This is a genomic window from Flavobacterium hydrophilum (genome assembly GCF_003202405.1).
GTDB lineage: Bacteria > Bacteroidota > Bacteroidia > Flavobacteriales > Flavobacteriaceae > Flavobacterium > Flavobacterium hydrophilum.
The window spans coordinates 317,092-337,267 of the sequence record NZ_QJHL01000004.1; the positions used below are offsets into that span (position 1 = coordinate 317,092).

Annotated in this window: 14 protein-coding genes; 9 read left to right on the forward strand and 5 right to left on the reverse strand. The window is 33.7% G+C overall.

Translation table 11 applies throughout. From position 1 onward, the window contains the following. Positions 1 to 5: 5 nt before the first annotated feature. From DMB68_RS16945 to DMB68_RS16955, 3 genes are all read right to left on the reverse strand, one after another. Positions 6 to 4,325 carry a CusA/CzcA family heavy metal efflux RND transporter gene (locus tag DMB68_RS16945; protein WP_110347822.1) on the reverse strand — a complete coding sequence of 1,440 codons (4,320 nt, stop codon included), beginning with the start codon at positions 4,323 to 4,325 and terminating at the stop codon, positions 6 to 8. A gap of 108 nt (positions 4,326 to 4,433) precedes the next feature. Continuing rightward, positions 4,434 to 4,760 carry a DUF6660 family protein gene (locus tag DMB68_RS16950; protein ID WP_317047370.1) on the reverse strand — a complete coding sequence of 109 codons (327 nt, stop codon included), beginning with the start codon at positions 4,758 to 4,760 and terminating at the stop codon, positions 4,434 to 4,436. Positions 4,761 to 4,860: 100 nt separating this feature from the next. Beyond that, positions 4,861 to 5,580: a DUF4369 domain-containing protein gene (locus DMB68_RS16955; RefSeq protein WP_110347824.1), complete on the reverse strand. Its 720-nt coding sequence runs from the start codon at positions 5,578 to 5,580 to the stop codon at positions 4,861 to 4,863. A 178-nt stretch (positions 5,581 to 5,758) separates the two neighbouring features. Between DMB68_RS16955 and DMB68_RS16960 the strand changes: the two genes are divergently transcribed. The 7 genes from DMB68_RS16960 (at position 5,759) to DMB68_RS16990 (ending at position 12,346) form a co-directional block, all read left to right on the forward strand. Continuing rightward, the gene (locus DMB68_RS16960) at positions 5,759 to 6,655 is read left to right on the forward strand and encodes an EamA family transporter (RefSeq protein WP_110347825.1); all 897 of its coding nucleotides are present in this window, start codon (positions 5,759 to 5,761) and stop codon (positions 6,653 to 6,655) included. Between the two features lie 81 nt (positions 6,656 to 6,736). After that, the gene (locus tag DMB68_RS16965) at positions 6,737 to 7,093 is read left to right on the forward strand and encodes a DoxX family protein (RefSeq protein ID WP_110347826.1); all 357 of its coding nucleotides are present in this window, start codon (positions 6,737 to 6,739) and stop codon (positions 7,091 to 7,093) included. A gap of 28 nt (positions 7,094 to 7,121) precedes the next feature. Next, entirely contained in the window at positions 7,122 to 7,829 is a 708-nt protein-coding gene (aqpZ, locus tag DMB68_RS16970) for an aquaporin Z (protein WP_110347827.1), read from the forward strand. Positions 7,830 to 8,141: 312 nt separating this feature from the next. Further along, complete coding sequence (locus DMB68_RS16975; protein WP_007803893.1) at positions 8,142 to 8,420, forward strand: DUF2805 domain-containing protein; 279 nt, start codon at positions 8,142 to 8,144, stop codon at positions 8,418 to 8,420. Between the two features lie 98 nt (positions 8,421 to 8,518). Next, the gene (locus DMB68_RS16980) at positions 8,519 to 10,372 is read left to right on the forward strand and encodes a M61 family metallopeptidase (protein ID WP_110347828.1); all 1,854 of its coding nucleotides are present in this window, start codon (positions 8,519 to 8,521) and stop codon (positions 10,370 to 10,372) included. Between the two features lie 209 nt (positions 10,373 to 10,581). Beyond that, positions 10,582 to 11,589: a 3-oxoacyl-ACP synthase III family protein gene (locus DMB68_RS16985; RefSeq protein ID WP_110347829.1), complete on the forward strand. Its 1,008-nt coding sequence runs from the start codon at positions 10,582 to 10,584 to the stop codon at positions 11,587 to 11,589. Between the two features lie 85 nt (positions 11,590 to 11,674). After that, positions 11,675 to 12,346 (forward strand): copper homeostasis protein CutC, encoded by a 672-nt coding sequence (locus tag DMB68_RS16990; protein ID WP_110347830.1) that lies wholly within the window; start codon positions 11,675 to 11,677, stop codon positions 12,344 to 12,346. 93 nt (positions 12,347 to 12,439) lie between these two features. Here DMB68_RS16990 and DMB68_RS16995 read toward each other — a convergent pair whose 3' ends face one another. Next, positions 12,440 to 14,857: a TonB-dependent receptor domain-containing protein gene (locus DMB68_RS16995; RefSeq protein WP_110347831.1), complete on the reverse strand. Its 2,418-nt coding sequence runs from the start codon at positions 14,855 to 14,857 to the stop codon at positions 12,440 to 12,442. 286 nt (positions 14,858 to 15,143) lie between these two features. Here DMB68_RS16995 and argS point away from each other — a divergent pair, with 286 nt between their 5' ends. Beyond that, positions 15,144 to 16,922 (forward strand): arginine--tRNA ligase, encoded by a 1,779-nt coding sequence (gene argS / locus DMB68_RS17000; protein ID WP_110347832.1) that lies wholly within the window; start codon positions 15,144 to 15,146, stop codon positions 16,920 to 16,922. An 83-nt stretch (positions 16,923 to 17,005) separates the two neighbouring features. Here argS and DMB68_RS17005 read toward each other — a convergent pair whose 3' ends face one another. Further along, positions 17,006 to 17,908 (reverse strand): DUF6607 family protein, encoded by a 903-nt coding sequence (locus DMB68_RS17005; RefSeq protein WP_110347833.1) that lies wholly within the window; start codon positions 17,906 to 17,908, stop codon positions 17,006 to 17,008. 108 nt (positions 17,909 to 18,016) lie between these two features. Here DMB68_RS17005 and DMB68_RS17010 point away from each other — a divergent pair, with 108 nt between their 5' ends. Continuing rightward, complete coding sequence (locus DMB68_RS17010; protein ID WP_110347834.1) at positions 18,017 to 20,176, forward strand: TonB-dependent receptor plug domain-containing protein; 2,160 nt, start codon at positions 18,017 to 18,019, stop codon at positions 20,174 to 20,176.

The following is a 20,176-nucleotide window of genomic DNA, read 5'->3' on the forward strand; positions in this document are numbered from 1 at the left end:
TCATTTTAATTGTTGGAAATGGATGGGAATTGCAGTTGAATAGCACTTTGATTATAAGCATTGGTAGCTTCGGCACTTTGTTTTTTAATATCAATTGCCTGATTTAAAAAACTGATGTACGACCAATAACTCATATCGCCATTGGCATAACTTTTTTGAGCTGTTGCAATAATTTGTTCTGCATATTGCAATCCTTCTTTTTGATAATATTCCAAAGCTCTTTGTTGCTTATTGTAATTGTTTTCGAGTTCCTGTATTTGCAATTTCAAAACCAGTCTATTTTTATCTAATTCTAATTCTGATTGCGAAATACTAATGGCTGATGCTTTAGCTTTAGCCGAATTTACTCCGCCAAATAAAGGAATTTGTAAACCTGCTGTAAATCCCTGATAATAAAATTTAGTATCAATACTTTGGGCAAAATAGCCTACGCCTAGTTTTGGTGTTCGCATTGCTTTAAATGTGTTGGCTTCCTTTTCATATACCGAAATTTGCTGTGTATAATAATCTGTTACAAGGTTTTCAACTTTTGATTCATTGCTGTTCTCTGACTTTAAAAACTGCATTGGAGTAGTATTGTCAGGCACAATATTTTCTTCTGTCTGAATAAAAAACTGTAGTTGTTTTTGATAAATAGCCAAATCATATTCGAGTTGGATTTTTTGTGTTTCAATTTCTTTAGACTTTGCTTTGGCGCTAATGACTTCAATTTTTCCACTTTCGCCAGTTTCAAAACGCAATTGAGCGTTCTTTAGAAATTTGGCATAAATAGCAAACAATTCATCGTTCAGTTTTTGAATAGAAACTCCATACAAATACTGATAGTAAGCGATTGTTACCGCTTTTTCAATTTCATATTCGGATAAAGCTTTTCGTTTTTCGGCAAGTTTTACTAATTCTTCCTGAAGCTGCCGATTCGCTTTCGTAATTTTTCCAATTGGAAAGTATTGCTGCAATGAAATATTATGATCATAATCGGCGCTATTGAATTGTCCGCCCTGATATTGCACTTGCAAAGGATCGGCTTGAAATGCGGTCTTTTTCAGGGCAGTTTGTTTTTCGATTTCTTTGTCGGCAATTTTTAGATTGATATTATTGGATTTTGCCATTTGAACAGCTTCTTGTAATGAAATTGGTTTTGCATTTTGAGCAAAAGAAAAGCCGCTGATTAATAAAACAATTAAAGTAACGATAGGTGTTTTCATCTTTTTTCTGCCTTTAATTCCTTTTTCAAACAATAAATATAAAATAGGTAAAACAATAAGTGTTAGTAATGTTGCTGATAATAATCCTCCAATAACCACTGTTGCCAATGGCTTTTGAACTTCAGCTCCACCGCTTGTTGATAATGCCATTGGCATAAATCCTAAAGAGGCAACTGCCGCAGTCATTAAAACCGGACGCAAACGTGTTTTGGTTCCCATTAAAATTCGTTGCAAAGGATCTGTTATTCCTTCAGATTTCAGTTGATTGAAATAAGAAATCAATACAATTCCATTTAAAACTGCTATTCCAAAAAGGGCAATGAAACCAATTCCTGCTGAAATACTGAAAGGCATTCCCCGAAGCGATAAAGCAAAAACACCTCCAATTGCTGATAGGGGAATAGCGGTAAAAATTAGTAATGATTGTTTCATGCTGTTGAATGTGAAAAACAATAACACTAAAATTAATCCTAAAGCTATTGGTAAGACTACCGAAAGTCTTTTGGTGGCTTCAATCAGGTTTTCAAATTGACCGCCGTAGGTTACGTAATACCCCGCCGGTAATTTAAAATCCTGATCTAATTTTTGCTGGATTTCTTCAACTACGCTTTTAATATCACGGCCACGAACGTTTAATCCAACGGTAATTCTACGTTTTCCATCTTCCCGTGAAACCTGTACCGGACCTTGCTCATAAGAAACTGTTGCCACTTGTGAAAGCGGTACCTGTTGTCCGTTCGGTAACGGAATAAATAAATTGCTGACATCGGTAATATCGGTACGATTTGCTTCATTCATTCGTACTACAACATCAAAACGTTTGCTTTCTTCATAAATTTTTCCTGCACTTTCTCCGGCAAAAGAAGAACGGATTATTTGGTTGATGTCTGTAATATTCAGGCCATACAATGCAATTTTATTGTAGTCGTATTTAATAGTGATTTGAGGTAATCCAGTTACTTTGTCGGCTTTTAAATCACCAATTCCTTCAATTTTATTGATTTTCGAAATTAATTCAGTTGCTTTTGCATCTAAAAGATCCAAATCGTCTCCGAAAATTTTAATGGCAATATCACTTCGGCTTCCTGTCATTAATTCGTTAAAACGCATTTGAATAGGTTGTGATATTTCGATATTCGCTCCCGGAATCGCTTCCATTGCTTCTTTCATTGCATTGGCCAAATCTTCCCAATTATCATAATCGCCGACCCATTCGCTTTTATCTTTCAAAACAATAATCAAATCGGCACTTTCAATTGGCATTGGATCGGTTGGAATTTCGCCGCTACCAATTTTGGCAACAATGGTTTTTATTTCGGGAAATTTTGCCTTTAGAATTTTTTCGTACTGGGTAGTTGTTTTTACCATTTGCGAAAGCGAACTTCCTGTCATAATGGTTGTATTGAGAGCTAAATCACCTTCTTCGATGGTTGGAATAAATTCGCCTCCCATATTTTGAAAAATCACTATTGCTAATACAAATAAGGCTAAGGAAATTCCTAAAACAGCTTTTTTGAAACGTAAAGCCTTATCTAAAAAAGGGATATAAATTCCTTCGAACCAAGTCATCATTTGATCACTGAAATTAGGTTTGTGTTCTGTATTTTTAGAAAGAAACAGCGAACTCATCATTGGCACATAGGTCAATGATAAAATAAAGGCACCTATAACTGCAAAACCTACTGTCATTGCCATTGGTTTGAACATTTTTCCTTCTGTTCCTATCAATGCAAGAATTGGCAGATACACAATTAGAATTATGATTTCGCCAAAGGCAGCACTGTTTCTGATTTTTGAAGCTGAATTGTATACTTCGCTATCCATTTCTTCCTGAGTCAGCTCTTTCTTCTTTTTGAGTTTATGTAAGTGATGCATCGTGGCTTCGACAATTATAACAGCTCCATCAATGATGATTCCAAAGTCGATGGCTCCTAAACTCATCAGATTACCGCTAACTCCAAATGCATTCATCAGAATTACGGCAAATAACATTGCCAACGGAATAACAGAAGCTACAATTAATCCTGCCCTAAGGTTTCCCAGAAATAAAATCAATACAAAAATTACGATTAAGGCGCCTTCGAGTAGGTTCTTGGTCACTGTTCCAATAGCATTGTCGACCAATTTGCCTCTATCGATAAAGGCTTCGGCAACAACACCTTCTGGCAGACTTTTATTAATTTGAATCATTTTTTCATTAATTCTGTCAACAACAGCATTTGAATTTTCGCCTTTTAACATTAAGACTAAACCACAAACAATTTCCCCTTTGCCATCTTTGGTTGAAGCGCCATAACGCAGTGCAACACCTTCGCGGACTTCGGCTACATTTCGTATTAAAACAGGTGAACCGTTTCGATTGGCAACCACAATATTTTCTAAATCTTTGACTCCTGTTGCCATTCCGACACCGCGAATAAAATAAGCATATTGGTCTTTTTCTATGTAGGCACCACCTGTATTTTGATTGTTTTTTTCGAGAGCATCAAAAATATCGGTAATCGTTACACCTAAACTATTCAGCTTATTTGGATTAACAGCAACTTCATATTGCTTTAATTTTCCACCCCAGGTGCTGACATCGGCAATGCCTTCAACTCCTTGTAATTGTGGTATGATGATCCAGTCTTGTATGGTTCGCAACTTTATAGCATCGTACTTGTGTTCATAGCCTTTTTTTGCATAAACATCATATTGAAAAATTTCTCCAAGCCCTGTTGATATTGGTGCTAATTCAGGTGAGCCAACATAAGCAGGAATATTTTCTTTGGCCTGATTAATGCGTTGAAAGATTTGTTCTCTTGCCCAATAAATATCTACATCGTCTTTAAAAACTACTGTAACTACTGAAAGTCCAAAACGGGAAATGCTTCGTAACTCGATTACTTTTGGAATAATTTTTACAGCTTGTTCTAAAGGATAGGTAATTAATTGTTCTACTTCCTGACTTGCCAAAGTGGGTGCAGTAGTGATGATTTGAACCTGATTATTGGTCACGTCCGGCAACGCATCCAGCGGTAATTTTTTAATTGAATAGCTACCCCATGCAATGAGCGCAAGGGTAAATAATAGTATAATGAATTTATTCTTTATACTGAATTGTATGATTTTGTCTAACATTGAAAATATATAATGAATTAGAAATCGAGCAAAATTTCTTTCGCTATAATTTGTGAAAAGATCACAAGTTTCTAACCCGAATTCCGATAGCTATCGGAACGGGCATCATTATGCTATTTGCGGCGGTTGCCAAATACTTCCGAAGAAATTGGAAGAAAAAATGGAATTGTAAGTAGGTAATTGTGTTTTAATACTTTTGAAAAGTATCGGGAATTCAATTAGTATAGATTGTGTGTAACTCACCACTTGTGAACCGCAACAGCTGCAAATACAAAATGGAGAACACGAATCATTTTCTTTATCATGAGAATGTTCATCTTGGTTTGATGCAAATTCTGTTTTATTATGTGCCGAATTATCTGCTTTCATATCTGCACAGGGCATACACGAAAGTATCAGGAAAATAATTGATAATATGGCGTTTGTCAGTTTCACGGTTGTAAAAATAAGATATTCTTTTACAACTATTTGAAATACATTTTATAAAAAACAAAAAGTCCTGAAATTTTCAGGACTTTTTGTTTAAAATATTGAATTATTTATTTTCTGCCTTTTTGATATCATTCACATACTTGGTCAGCTTTTTACCGTAAAATGATTTTGATACTTTAGGAGTCATCGATTTTTGAATCGTATCCAGAAATTTAATATTGATATCGTAAATTTCTGCCAGAGCTATATAAGGTGCTATTTCGTGATCTTTATTGTTAATAGCAAAATTGGTAGCAAACAAATATTTTCTTTTAATGTTAGAGTCACCTTTTGCCATAATACTGTCAATTGCTTTTTGATCCTGTCTTTTCAAGGCTTTGAATTTTGCTTCAATTAATGAAAGGTTTTCATCTTTAAAGCGAGAAGCTACTTTTAGGTATTCTTCATATAGTTCATGATTTTTTGAACCGGTAATTTTCGCACCATTGATAAAATTATCAAGATTTGCATCAATGTTTACGTTTCCTGGTTCAGCAAAAAACATAATATTATTATCTAATGAATTGGTAACTCCACGATCCAGAAATAAATAAAGCATTTCAGGTGATTCAAGTTTTATATTGGTTTCAAAAGCTGAATTTCCATCAATTTTAATGCTGTCAATAGCTACCAAAGCGGTATCATTATATCTTTGGATGTATAATTTTCCCTCTTTTAATCCTTTTATGTTTCCTGTAAGATGTAAACCGTCGGTTGATTCTTTTTTATCACATGAGACAGCTAATAAGGCAATTGCAATAAATGCAATAAATGTTTTTTTCATTGTTTTTCGATTTGGGTGCAAAATAAAGAAATTTTTTAAATGAAGTAGATTGAAGGTTTAATTTTTCAGAAATAAATGGAATTGAGTCTTAAAGTTAAATTTTTCCTTTTCCGATTTTAACATTGAGCTAAAAACTAAGTGCTATCTTTGCAGGCTAATTTTTTAAAATAAAATAAAAATGTCACAAAAAAATGCCCTGAAAGGAGTTTTTCTGGTTGCTTTAGGTGCTACAAGTTATGGTATGCTGGCTACTTTTGTAAAAATGGCTTACGCAGAAGGTTTCACTACTGCCGAAGTTACAACAGCTCAATTTATATTAGGAATCTCAGGTATTTTACTTATTAATGCTTTTCAAAAGCTAAAACATAAAGAAAATGTAGTAAAAGCAACGACAAAAAATATTTTTAGTTTAATGCTGGCAGGAACTTCGATGGGTATGACTAGTTTGTTTTATTATTTGGCGGTAAAATACATTCCGGTTTCTATTGGTATTGTTTTGTTAATGCAAACGGTATGGATGGGTGTTTTGCTGGAAATGATCCTGGAAAAGAAATTTCCATCATTTCAAAAAATAATAGCTGTTCTCATTGTTCTTGTTGGAACTCTGCTGGCAACTAATATTCTTAACAATGACATTGAATTAGATTGGAGAGGAATTGGATGGGGTGTTCTTGCAGCTGCATCATTTACAACAACGATGTTTACTGCAAATCGTGTAGCTGTCGAAATTTCTTCGGCACAGCGTAGTTTGTATATGCTTTTAGGAGGCGCTGTTATTGTTTTTTCGTTTGCACTGGCTACGCAAAACACGCCTTTTAATTTTTCAATTTTTCTGAAATGGGGCATTGTGCTTTCACTTTTCGGAACTATAATTCCTCCAATGCTCATGAACGCAGGATTTCCATTGACCGGAATAGGCTTAGGAAGTATTGTTTCGGCACTTGAACTTCCTGTTTCTGTAATGATGGCTTTTGTTTTATTGAATGAAGAAGTAATTTTTCTGCAATGGATTGGAATTGTACTCATTATTTTAGCTATTATTATAATGAATATTAAATTCAAGAATAATAATTGATTGTATTTATTTGTAAAAAAAATCACACTTTGAAGTAAAAGTCTTTAGAAATTATTAAATTCGATCAAAAATCTGATTATCATGTATTTACCATGGCATTTGTATTTGATGGCTTTTCTTTATATTGTTGCCGGAATTAATCATTTCAGATCTCCGGAAATGTATATTAAAATTATTCCTCCTTATTTTTCAAACCCCAGATTATTAAATATTTTTAGTGGAGCTGCCGAAATAATTTTAGGCATTCTCCTGGCACTTCCTTTTTTGACTCATTTTGCTGCATGGGGAATTATAGCTTTGCTGATTGCTGTGTTTCCGGCAAATCTTTTCATGTATCAAAACAAAAAGGCGGGTTTTGGTTTACCAAAATGGATTTTATTGCTACGTATGCCCTTACAACTTTTGTTGATTTTATGGGCATACCAATATACCTTTTAACTATTAACCATTATTAAAATTATTTATTATGAAAAAGTTATTTGCAGAGTTTTTCGGAACGTATTGGCTCGTTTTTGGAGGTTGTGGAAGTGCTCTTTTTGCAGCCGGATTTCCAGAGTTAGGAATTGGATTTGCAGGTGTTTCATTAGCATTTGGTTTAACGGTATTAACAATGGCGTATGCTGTTGGGCATATTTCAGGCGCGCATTTTAATCCGGCTGTCTCGATTGGATTGTGGGCTGGAGGAAGATTTTCAGCAAAAGATTTGATTCCTTACATTATAGCACAATGTATTGGTGCTCTTGCCGCTGCAGGAACATTGTTTATTATCTGGTCAGGAAAAGCAGGCAATGCGATAGATAATACTAAAGCCGGAGCTTTCGCATCTAATGGTTTTGGAGCATTTTCGCCAGATGGTTATTCTATGTCATCAGCTTTTATTGCTGAATTTGTGCTTACCTTGTTTTTCTTGTTGGTAATTTTGGGAGCTTCAGATAAATGTGCCAATACTAACTTTTGCGGTATTGCTATTGGTCTAGCCTTAACATTGATTCACTTAATCAGTATTCCAATTACTAATACTTCTGTAAATCCGGCCAGATCATTATCTCAGGCAATTTTTGCGGGAGGAGAGCCATTATCGCAGGTTTGGTTGTTTTGGGCCGCACCAATATTAGGCGCAATAGTAGCAGGAATTATTTATAAAACGTTATTGCAAAATAATGAAAATCAATAACTTTTAGATCTTAAAAAAATAGAAGAAGAAAATCAGCTGTATATTGGTTTTCTCTTTTTTATATGATTCTCAAATTTTCTAAAAATCATATTCTACGTGTATTTGATGATACATATTAGTAAAAGAATAATACACAAATTGAAAAATTTATAAATATCTCCCTGAAAATTCACATGTCGTAAAAAAATGCTAAAATCAATAAAAAAAATATTGTCAATCTGATCAACTAATTATTTTTTTTATTAATATTGATACTTAAATTAAAATCAATCTATTAATCATTAACCTCTATTTTGAATTAATTTTCACGTGATGAAAAAGAGTAACCGCAAAGAGTTGAATTGGGAACAAACTGAAAAGCTTGTTTCGTTGGCATTAGAAGAAAGAAATCCATTTGAAATTATAAAAAAAGAATTTGGATTGTCAGAAAAAGAAGTTCTGGAAATAATGAAAAAGAAAATGCCTCTTGAGAAATTTGAGATGTGGAAAAAGAAGGCAATAGCTAATAAACCAAAACCCAAACCAGTTAAAATAGACGATTTTGATGAAGATTTGGACGGAAAGTACTATATAAAAAATAAATTAGACTAACTAAAAACTCCTGAATTGCAGGAGTTTTTTTATTTATATCTTTACTGTAACAGTTTTACAATTTGTAAGACTTATATAAAAATTAAACTTTACAATAAATGAAAAAAATAATTTGCACATTAGCGCTTGCAGTTACCTTTTGGAGCTGTAAAACGGGGACGTCAAGTGCTGCGAAAAATAACGTTGCTGTCAATATCAACCTTACAGATGTAAAAGATGATAAAGTTTTGGTAACAGTTACGGCACCCGAGATAAAAACGGATGAAGTAATTTACAGTATACCAAAAACAGTTCCCGGAACTTATTCTACAGATAATTACGGTAAATATTCTGATGGTTTTAAAGCTTTCGATGCTAAAGGAAATGCTTTAACTGTAAAAAGGATTGATGATAATTCATGGTCAATTTCAGATGCAAAAAAGCTAAAAACAATTACCTATTTAGTTGGAGATACTTTTGATACAGAAAAAGGAACCGGTTTTGGAAATGATGATGTGTTTTCGCCAGCCGGAACAAATATAAATGCCGGAATCAATTTTATGGTTAATACACATGGTTTTGTGGGGTATTTTCAGGACAAATTAGATATTCCTTACAAAGTTACGATCACACATCCTGAAACACTTTGGGGAGCAACTTCAATGACAGATGAAGATGCGAGCAAAACAAGTGATGTTTTTACAACTCCCCGTTACGCTGTTTTGGTTGAGAATCCAATTATGTATTCTAAGCCTGATTATACTACATTCAACGTTAACGGAATGGATATTCTGATTGCTGTTTATTCTCCTACAGGAAAATTTACCGCTGAGAGTATTACTCCGGAAATGAAAACGATGATGACGGCTCAAAAAAACTTTTTAGGAAAAGTAAACGCTACCAAAAAATACACAGTTTTATTGTATCTGTCAAGCATGGCTAAAGACGATGCACATGGTTTTGGAGCTTTAGAACATCCTACCGCTACGACGGTTGTTTTGCCTGAATCGATGCCGAAAGATAAATTGGTGGAATCAATGAAAGATGTGGTTTCTCACGAATTCTTCCATATTGTGACCCCATTAACCATTCATTCTAAAGAAATTCAGTATTTTGATTATAATGCTCCAAAAATGTCTGAACATTTATGGATGTATGAAGGTGTAACGGAATATTTCGCTAATCTTTTTCAGATTAATCAGGGTCTAATTAATGAAGCTGAATTTTATACCCGTATTGCAGATAAAATCGAACAGGCTAAAGGTTTAAATGATACGATGTCATTTACAGTGATGAGTAAAAATGTATTGGAACAGCCTTATAAAGATCAATATTTGAATGTGTATCAAAAAGGTGCTTTAATCGGAATGTGTATTGATATTATCATCAGAGAAAAAAGCAACGGAGAGAGGGGAATTCTTGATTTAATGCATAAATTATCTGAAGAGTATGGAGTTGAAAAGCCATTTAATGACAATGAACTTTTTGATAAAATCACAAAATTAACCTATCCTGAAGTTGGGGAGTTTTTAAAGACTTATGTTGCCGGTACAACTCCGATTCCATATGATCAATATTTGGCAAAAGTAGGTGTAACTAAAGCATCTGAGAAAAAAGCCGGTTCAGTTTTCTTAAAAGGTCAGGTTCCATACATAGGGATAGATCCAAAAACAAAAGAAATAAGTGTTCGTCCGGATCTTGAGTTAAATCCGTTTTTTACAAACTTGAACCTTAAGCCAGGAGATGTTATTTTGTCTATAAATGCTAAACCATATTCATTAGATAATATTTATGATTTAATTGGTGAGAGCGAAAACTGGAAAGAGAATGATCCAATTGCCGTTCAGATAAAACGTGAGGGTAAAGAACAAGCCATTAAAGGAACTGTAAAATTGCCGTACGAAGAAGCAGAAACATTCAAAGCTACGGATGCATCAAAAGAAAAACTTAAAAACGCCTGGTTAAAAGGTTAGAAATAAGTGATGTCAAAATGAAAGCCCCTGAAATTTTTTTTAGGGGCTTTTTGTTTTCTTGTGATTTATAAAAATTAATTCTTTAATATAGATTGTATATTTTAAAAGTATATGAAATGTTAATTACGAAAAAAGTAGTAATTTGTACTCTGATATTTTAAAGTATACTTAAATTTGCAGTCCAATTTTTAACAAATAAAAAAAAGAGTATGTATCATTCAAAAATAGCGGGCTTAGGATATTATGTTCCTTCAAATGTTGTGACAAATGATGATTTGTCTAAGATTATTGATACCAATGATGAGTGGATTCAGGAACGAACCGGAATTCAGGAACGAAGACATATTATTCGCGGAGAGGATACCACAACTTCGATGGGAGTAAAAGCGGCTAAAATAGCAATTGAACGTTCGGGCGTAGCCAAAGAAGATATTGATTTTGTTGTTTTTGCTACATTAAGCCCTGATTACTATTTTCCGGGTCCGGGAGTTTTAGTACAGCGTGATTTGGGTTTACGGACTGTTGGAGCTTTAGATGTCAGAAATCAATGTTCAGGTTTTGTGTATGCTATTTCTGTTGCGGATCAATACATTAAAACCGGAATGTATAAAAACATTTTGGTAATTGGTTCAGAAGTACATTCAACAGGTTTAGATATGACAACACGCGGACGAGGAGTTTCGGTAATTTTTGGAGATGGAGCAGGAGCGGCCGTTTTAAGCCGTGAAGAAGATTTATCAAAAGGAATTTTATCGACACATTTACATTCTGAAGGGCAGCATGCCGAAGAACTGGCTTTGCAGGCGCCGGGCATGGGGGCACGTTGGGTAACTGATATTATTGCCGATAACGATCCTAATGACGAAAGTTATTATCCATATATGAATGGACAGTTTGTATTTAAAAATGCTGTTGTTCGTTTTGCCGAAGTTATTAATGAAGGTTTAGAAGCAAATGGTTTACAGGTGTCGGATATTGATATGCTGATTCCGCATCAGGCGAATTTAAGAATCTCGCAATTCATTCAGAATAAGTTCAAATTATCAGACGATCAGGTTCATAATAATATACAAAAATACGGTAATACAACGGCTGCGTCTATTCCGATTGCTTTGACAGAAGCTTGGGAACAGGGAAAAATCAAATCAGGAGATACAGTTGTTTTAGCTGCCTTTGGAAGTGGATTTACATGGGCAAGTGCTATTATCAAATGGTAAATTAATCCTCAGAAATTATATAAAACCTGTTTCGTTTTGAAGCAGGCTTTTTTATATTTGGTTCTGTTGAATTCCAGTTTATACAATGAAAAAAAACCAACTCGAAATAGCCTGTTTTAATTACGAATCGGCTTTGATAGCACAGGACAATGGCGCTGACCGAATAGAATTGTGCGAGAATATGACACTTGGAGGTACAACCCCTAATTATGTTTTAACAGTAAGAGTTCGCGAAAAGCTTTCCATAAAAATGCACGTTATTATAAGACCAAGAGGTGGAGATTTCTTTTATACGGATGAAGAAATTGTTGAAATGAAGCAGGATCTTAAACAATTTAAAAAGTTAGGTGTTGATGGTTTTGTATTTGGAATTTTAAACGAAGATGGAACTGTCAATAAAAAGAAAAATCAGGAACTGGTCAATTTGGCTCATCCGCTTTCCTGTACTTTTCATCGTGCTTTTGATGTAGTTAAAGATGCCGAATTAGCTTTAGAAGATATTATAAATTGTGGGTTTAAAACCATTTTAACTTCCGGACAGGAAATAAACGTTGAAGAAGGTATTTTTAATTTGGAGAAAATTCAAAAATTAGCCAATAACAGAATTGAAATCATGCCCGGTGGAGGATTGAGGTCTTCAAATATTAAGTTATTGCAGGATAAATTAGAACCTACTTTTTATCATTCGTCAGCTATCACGGATAATACAGAAACAGCAAATCCGGAAGAAGTAAAAGAAATTCGAAATTTTTTATAAATGATAATCAATAAAAAATGCCTGAAGTTGGCAAACTCCAGGCATTTTTCTACAAGTACTAATTAAAAAATATTCAAAAAATTAAGGTTATGGCTAAAACATTCCGCCACCGCCTTTATTGGTGTTGTCTTCTCTTTGTTTGCGTTGCAGGTTTTTAATTTTCCCGCCTCCAAAATTATAGGTTAAACCTAAATAAACTGTTTGGCTTTCCCATGTAAATTGTCCGGATTGCGGATAAGGATATTGAGTATCAAAAGCATATTTCATAGTGTTGAAAACATCATTGAAACGTAAGCTTATATTCATTTTATTGTCTAACAATGTATAGCGTGAACCGATATCCATTTTGTACATTGATTTTCTTTCCTGTTGTATATCTTCAACTGAACTTCTGTAAAATCCGAATAATAAAAAGCTTAAACGTTTTGTAGCTTTAAAGTTAGAATTCATACGGCCATTAAATGCTGCAACTGTAACTTTTCTTTCAATAGGATTACTGATATTTGTTGTTTCGTCATACAAAAACACAACCCCTTGCTGGTTAATACTTGAAAAATCAATAGCCGGCTGAATGTCCCACCATTTTGTGATTTTGTAATTAAAAGAAACTTCAAATCCGTATGCAGTATTGTGATCATAATTGGTAAAAGTCAAAATTTGTTTGTTACCATTTGGATCTGATTCATCAGGATATATAATTCTGCTAATCTGATCATTGATGCTTCGAACGAATACACCTGTTGTAAAGCTTCCTTTTTCTAAAGTTCTGGTATAATTTACTTCAACAGAATTGGTGAACTGGGGTCTTAATTCAGGATTTCCAAATGAGGTAACTAACGGAGTAGAGAACTCGCGAATAGGTTTTGTCTGCTCTAAACTTGGGCGGTCCACACGGCGGCTGTAACTGAATTGCAAAGTGTTTTTCTCATCCATATTAAAAGTTAAATAAGCAGATGGGTACAGTGTAAGATAATCATCATCAAACTTTTCGAAACCATGATTTAAATTCGCAGCCACTTTATAACTTTCAACACGAAGACCTAATTGATAACTGATGTATTTGAATTTCTGACCAAAAGTTGCATAAGCAGAATAAATATCAGTATCATATGTATAATTAGAAATTCTGTCGGCAGCGGCAACCAAAGGATTGTTTGTTGTGTAATTGTTCTCTGATCGGGTATTTCTCGCTTCTGCACCCGCTTCAAGTGTAGTCTTTTCGTTTAATGGATTTACATAATCAACATTAAAAGTGCTTAATTTTCGTTTATCATTTATAAAGTCATTATAAACAATATTACTGGATGTATTATCAGTTTTTGTTGTTTCAGTATCAAAATTAGCATTTTGAGTTTCTTCTGTATTACTATAATTACCTTCAAAATCCAGCGTATGGCCTTCTTTTTTAAAGATATGTTTGTAGGCTAAATTGTAAGTTCCGGTTTTGTTTGGGCCCTGATATTTTGCTTTTTGATAGATATTGTCAATTCCTTCAGGTGAATTAACGTAATCAATATCAGTATCGAATAATCCAAGTCCGGTTGCTTTATTTTGAGTGGTATAAAAAGACAAAGTATTATGGTCGTTAATTAAATAATCCATACCAACTTTATACAAGTATGAATCGTCTTCATTCGAAATATCTAAATCCTGAGTAATAGTTTTATCCCTTTTTGAAATAAATCCGTCGTTAAAATGGGTTCCAAAATTATTACCTGCATTTCCAAAGAAGTTTACTTTTCCTGTTTTGTAATTCAGATCCAATGACTGATTGTATTTTGCAGTCTGTCCGAAGGTAATTCCTCCACTATAAGTTCCGTTGAATCCTGTATTGGCATTTTTGTGCAAAACAATATTGATGATTCCCGACATTCCTTCCGGATTGTATTTGGCACTTGGATTGGTGATCAGTTCAATTTTTTTGATTGAAGTTGACGGAATCTGTTTTAGCAATTGAGCCGGATCAAGATTTGTTGGCCTTCCATCGATTAATACACGTACATTGTCGTTTCCGCGAAGCGAAAGTTTACCGTCCTGATCTACATTTACAGACGGTATATTATTCATAATGTCAGATGCAGAAGCCCCGGCAGTCGTCAGATCTTTTCCAACATTAATCACTTTTCGATCAATTTTCTGCTCAATTGTAGAACGCTCTGCTACAATATTTACTCCTTTTAGCTGCGTTGCTTCTTCTTCAAGAGAAACATTAACAGTAGCCGATTTTTTATTGTCGCTTAAAATTACAGATCCGATATATTTTCTAAATCCAATATACTGAATTTCGATTGTGTAACTTTTCAGAGCAAGGTTTTTAAATGTAAAATTTCCATTGTCGTCTGTATTTACTCCTGAAATGACTTTTCCGTTGTCTTTGATCGAAACTGTTGCATAAGAGATGGGAGCCTTATTCGATTTTTCGATAATTTTACCGGAAACCGTTCCAGAGTTTTGTGCCTGAGCTGTTGCAATTACGCTCAGTAATGCAAACAGAAAGAATTTTAATTTCATAATTTGTTAGTTGATTATTTTGATTTGATTGATGATGATTGTGTTTGAAATTTGCTAATAAGACCTTTTTATTAAAAATTTGTTACAAGATTTTACCACAAAAAACTAAAATTTATATACATGCCCTGTTTTGTAATGCATTAGCGTTTTGCTTTTTTGATAATTTTAACAATTATAGTAGGTTTGTTTTTAAGGATTTCTAATTGTTTTCTGGTATTTAATATGTTTTTCGTTTTCTCTAATTGATGAATAAGCAGTATATTTGCTCACTTTAAAATAAGTTTACATGTCATTATCACAAATTCTTACTCCTTCTATACAAAACGCCATTCAGGCATTATTTGATATTACAATTGAGAAAATCGAATTTCAGGCTACGCGAAAAGAGTTTGAAGGCGATATTACAATGGTGATTTTTCCTTTATTGAAATTGACTAAAAGCAATCCTGCCGAATTAGGAAATAAAATTGGAGATTATCTTGTTGAAAATGTGGCAGAAGTTGCAAGATTCAATGTTGTTTCCGGTTTCCTTAATATCGTAATAGCAGATAGCTATTATTTGAATTTCTTTAATGGAATAAAAGACAATACTAAATTTGGATATGTAGTGCCCAACCCTGAAGATAAAGCGATCATGGTCGAATATTCTTCGCCAAATACCAATAAACCTTTGCACTTAGGGCACGTTCGTAATAATTTATTAGGCTATTCTGTAGCAGAGATTATCAAAGCTTCTGGTAAAAAAGTATACAAAACCCAGATCATCAACGACCGTGGGATTCACATTTGTAAATCAATGCTTGCCTGGGAGAAATTTGGAAATGGTGAAACTCCCGAAAGTTCCAATTTAAAAGGAGATAAATTAGTCGGTAAATATTATGTTGAATTTGATAAAGCGTATAAAGGTGAAATCAATCAATTGATAGAAACGGGCAAAACTGAAGAAGAAGCAAAAAAGCAGGCACCAATTATCCTCGAAGCGCAAGATATGCTGAAGAAATGGGAAGCCGGAGACGAAAAAGTAATTGCACTTTGGAAAAAAATGAACCAATGGGTTTATGACGGTTTTGCTGTAACATACACCAATCTTGGAGTCGATTTTGATAAATTTTACTATGAAAGTAATACCTATCTGTTAGGAAAAGACGTTGTTCAGGTTGGACTTGACAGAGGAGTTTTCGAGAAAGATCCTGATGGTTCAGTCTGGATTGATTTGACCGACGAAGGTTTGGACCGTAAAATTGTCTTGCGTTCTGACGGAACTGCTGTTTACATGACTCAGGATATCGGAACTGCAATTCAGCGTGTAAAAGACATGCCGGATGTTGGCGGAATGGTTTACACCGTAGGTAATGAGCAGGATTATCATTTTAAAGTTTTGTTTTTAATTCTAAAGAAATTAGGATTTGACTGGGCTTCAAGCCTGTATCATTTATCATACGGAATGGTTGATTTACCATCAGGAAAAATGAAAAGCCGTGAAGGAACTGTGGTAGATGCTGATGATTTGATGCATGATATGATGGCAACAGCAAAACAAATTTCTGAAGATTTAGGGAAACTGGACAGTTATTCAGCTGAAGAAAAGGCTAAATTATATAAAACAATTGGACTTGGAGCTTTAAAATATTACATCTTAAAAGTAGATCCTAAAAAACGTATTTTGTTCAATCCGGAAGAATCAGTTGATTTTGCAGGTAATACAGGTCCGTTTATTCAATATACCTACGCAAGAATTCAATCTATTATACGTAAAGCTGATTTTGATTTTTCTGCCAAAACAAATATCGAAGTGATTCACGAAAAAGAAAAAGAACTACTTAAACAAATCGAACTTTTTCCGGAAGTGATTCAAAATGCGGCACAAAACCATAGCCCCGCTTTGATTGCAAATTATACCTATGATTTGGTAAAAGAGTATAATTCATTTTATCAATCGGTACATATTTTGGGCGAAGTCGATTTGACTAAGAAGATTTTCAGAGTACAGCTTTCGCAAAAGGTGGGTGAGGTCATCAAATCTGCTTTTACGTTGTTAGGAATTGAAGTTCCTGAAAGAATGTAAAGAATTTAATCTCGAAAAATAAACAATAAAAAGAGCCGATAGTCCTAAAACTATCGGCTCTTTTACAACTAACACAAACATTTTTATTTTACGAACTTTTCGATTATCGCATCCGTTTCTGCTTTTGTTGCGTTTGGTTTCAAATCAAACAAAAGTGAGTATAATGCCTTTTTATCTACTTTAGCAGCTAAGTTCAGGTCTTTATTTCTTTCAAAAAGAGTCTGCCATTTATCACGAACATTTTTCCAAAGAGCATTGTTTTCCTTCCACCATTTTTGACCGGCAATACATTTAATATCCGGAACTTTAGTATAAACATCCATTCCTTTTTCCTGAGCCAGCAAAACATCTTTTCCACTGTCATCACGAACCAATTTGTCATTATCCTGTTCATGGTTCCATCCTGTAGCAGTAATTTCATGAATGTTTCTTCTTTTTAAAACATTATAATCATTACGTTTTGTATGTTCTCTTCTTGGCAGGGGAGCATCCGTTATGTTTGCCCAATAGTCCTGACCATCAACGTGTACCCATGTTGCAGTTCCTTCGTATCTAGGACTGTCATCTACCTGATATACTTTTTGAGTCCATTGCCCTTTTACAGCTTTTTTATCCAGTTTTTTATACTTCCATGAAGTGTTTTTATCGAACAAATACAAATCGGTGTTTTCGAACAGCCAGTCTTGTCTCCAGTGTTTGATGATCATATCGTCGCTTACAATTAATAAATGCTGCATAACGATTTTGTTTGGAGTATCTTCTACTAATTCTACCCATTCCAAAGCAGATTCATGTTTTGTCTGAGAAGGTTTATAAGAAGCTGAATCCTTTGCATACTGAAAAGTTTCTGCAAAATTAAACTTCACTTCATAGCATCCGCACATGGATTTGATTGATTTAATGTCTTGCTGCTTTTTGTCCTGGCTGAAACCAAGGCTGCAAGCTAAAGCCATTACGGCTGGAAAATAGAGGCTTTTTGTAATCATAACTACGTTATTATATGTTTTTAAATTTTTTGGCAAATATATAAATTTTATTTAGAATAAATAAAAATAATGTTATATTTGCAGCATTATTAAGACTTAATAAAAATAATGAAAATAAAATTTACCCTTTTTGCAGGATTGCTTTTTTGTACTTATGCTATTGCCCAGCAAAAAGATAGTATTGCTTCTCAGGAAAAACTTTCTGAGGTTGTTGTAACCGGACAATTTGAACCACAATCGATTAAGAAATCTGTTTTTAATGTTCGCGTTATCTCAAAAGAAGATATTAAACAATTAGCGGCAAATAATCTTTCAGATGTTCTTAACCAATATCTAAATATTACAATTCAAAATAGTGGAAGCGATGGTCGTTCGACTGTTTCTATGTTTGGATTAGATTCACAATATTTTAAGATTTTGGTTGACAATATACCATTAGTAAGTGATACCGGAATGGGAACTAACGTTGATTTGACTCAGGTAAATCTTGACGATGTTGAACGTATAGAAATCATTGAAGGTTCTATGGGAGTTACACATGGAGCAAATGCTGTTAGTGGAATCTTAAATATCATTACTAAAAAAGGTGGTGGATATAAATGGCAGATTAGTGCGACTTTACAAGAGGAAACAGTTGGGAATGAATATGCGTTTTTTGATAAAGGGCGTCACATTCAGTCAGCTAAAGTTGCTCATAACTTTAATGGAAATTGGTTTGTAAACGTAGGAGGAAATCGCAATGATTTTGCAGGTTTTTATGACGATAAACAAGGAAAAGATTACGATATAAATAATGGTTTGCGTGGGTATAGCTGGTTGCCAAAAGAGCAGTTGGTTGGAAATGCTCTTGTTGGATATCAAAAAAATAATTTTAATATTTTTTATAAGTTTGATTATTATGGAGAGAATGTAGATTATTATAACCCAATCTTAAATCCACAGGATAATTACCCATTTCCTGAAACTTACTTTGCGAGAGACAAAAGATATTTAACTAATCGTTTTTATCATCATTTAAATACAAATGGAAAGCTTTTTTCTAAGTTAAATTATAACGTTTCAGTTTCGCATCAAAAGCAGGAACGTGATGTTGAAAAATTTAATTATCAAATAGAAACTCACCAAGAATTTGGTAATGCGAGAGAAACATATCAATCTAAGGAAGTATTGTATTCAACCGGGACTTTAAGTAATTTTTTTGATAGTAAAAAAGTTGATTTTCAGTTAGGATATGAAATCACAAACGAAAATGGATTTTATGGCGGTTCTGCCGGAATTTTTTTTGACGATAATTTGCAGCAGTTAGAGGTTAGAAAAAGACTTGAAAACTATGATGTTTTTACAGTTGCTGAGATTAATTTGTCAGATAAATTTTCAATTCGTCCAGGACTTCGTTATTCAATCCAATCTGCTTTTGAAGATCAATACGCTAGTTCTTTGGGGTTAAGATATCTTTTCAAAAAGGGACTAGAGGTAAGAGGTTCTTTAGGGAAATCTTACCGAATTCCAAATTTTGATGAGCTTTATACATACATGGTTGATAGTAATCATAACATACAAGGCAATCCTGATTTGCTGCCGGAAAATAGTACATCTTACGAAGTAAGTTTTAAGAGATCCTGTTATTTTGATTCAGGTGCTCAGCTCGCAAATAATTTTGCAGTGACCTTCATGGACGTAGATGATAGAATTGATATGGTTTTGACACAGACTGTTCCTACTTTGAACTATAGATATGTAAATATTAATAAGTATAAGATGTGGAATGTTTCTACCACCGAACAATATTCTTATAAAAATTTGAATCTAAAAGTAGGAGCTGCTGTTGTTGGAATTTCGAGAAAATTAGATTTAGCAGCATTGAATCTAACCTCTGATGATAAATTTTTATATTCTTTTCAACTAAATTCTAGTATCTCTTATAAAATTCCAAAATGGAATACTTTGTTTGCTCTTTATTACAAATACAATGGACAGCAACAACAATTTGTTGCCGGAACAGATACAGATGGAAAAGCTAAATTCTTTTTAAATCAAATCCAGCCATATAGCTGGATGGATGCTTCTGTCCGCAAGTTGTTTTTTAAGAATCAATTTGAAGTTACAGTTGGAGCAAGAAATCTATTTAATATTACAAATGTTCAATCGGTTCAAAATGGCGGAGGAGATGTGACAGGAGGTGCACATGCAGTTGGAAACACTGATCTTTTATTAGGTTACGGGCGCTCTTATTTTCTTAAACTCACATATAATTTAAATCTTAATTAA

Bases quoted from the DNA above. Each gene is read 5' to 3' on its own strand.
- DMB68_RS16980 (WP_110347828.1), top strand. From the start codon at position 8,519: ATGAAAAAAATAATTTGCACATTAGCGCTTGCAGTTACCTTTTGGAGC.
- DMB68_RS16960 (WP_110347825.1), top strand. From the start codon at position 5,759: ATGTCACAAAAAAATGCCCTGAAAGGAGTTTTTCTGGTTGCTTTAGGT.
- DMB68_RS16955 (WP_110347824.1), bottom strand. From the start codon at position 5,580: ATGAAAAAAACATTTATTGCATTTATTGCAATTGCCTTATTAGCTGTC.
- DMB68_RS16990 (WP_110347830.1), top strand. From the start codon at position 11,675: ATGAAAAAAAACCAACTCGAAATAGCCTGTTTTAATTACGAATCGGCT.
- DMB68_RS17010 (WP_110347834.1), top strand. From the start codon at position 18,017: ATGAAAATAAAATTTACCCTTTTTGCAGGATTGCTTTTTTGTACTTAT.
- DMB68_RS16985 (WP_110347829.1), top strand. From the start codon at position 10,582: ATGTATCATTCAAAAATAGCGGGCTTAGGATATTATGTTCCTTCAAAT.
- DMB68_RS16975 (WP_007803893.1), top strand. From the start codon at position 8,142: ATGAAAAAGAGTAACCGCAAAGAGTTGAATTGGGAACAAACTGAAAAG.
- DMB68_RS16995 (WP_110347831.1), bottom strand. From the start codon at position 14,857: ATGAAATTAAAATTCTTTCTGTTTGCATTACTGAGCGTAATTGCAACA.
- DMB68_RS17005 (WP_110347833.1), bottom strand. From the start codon at position 17,908: ATGATTACAAAAAGCCTCTATTTTCCAGCCGTAATGGCTTTAGCTTGC.
- DMB68_RS16965 (WP_110347826.1), top strand. From the start codon at position 6,737: ATGTATTTACCATGGCATTTGTATTTGATGGCTTTTCTTTATATTGTT.
- argS (WP_110347832.1), top strand. From the start codon at position 15,144: ATGTCATTATCACAAATTCTTACTCCTTCTATACAAAACGCCATTCAG.
- aqpZ (WP_110347827.1), top strand. From the start codon at position 7,122: ATGAAAAAGTTATTTGCAGAGTTTTTCGGAACGTATTGGCTCGTTTTT.
- DMB68_RS16945 (WP_110347822.1), bottom strand. From the start codon at position 4,325: ATGTTAGACAAAATCATACAATTCAGTATAAAGAATAAATTCATTATA.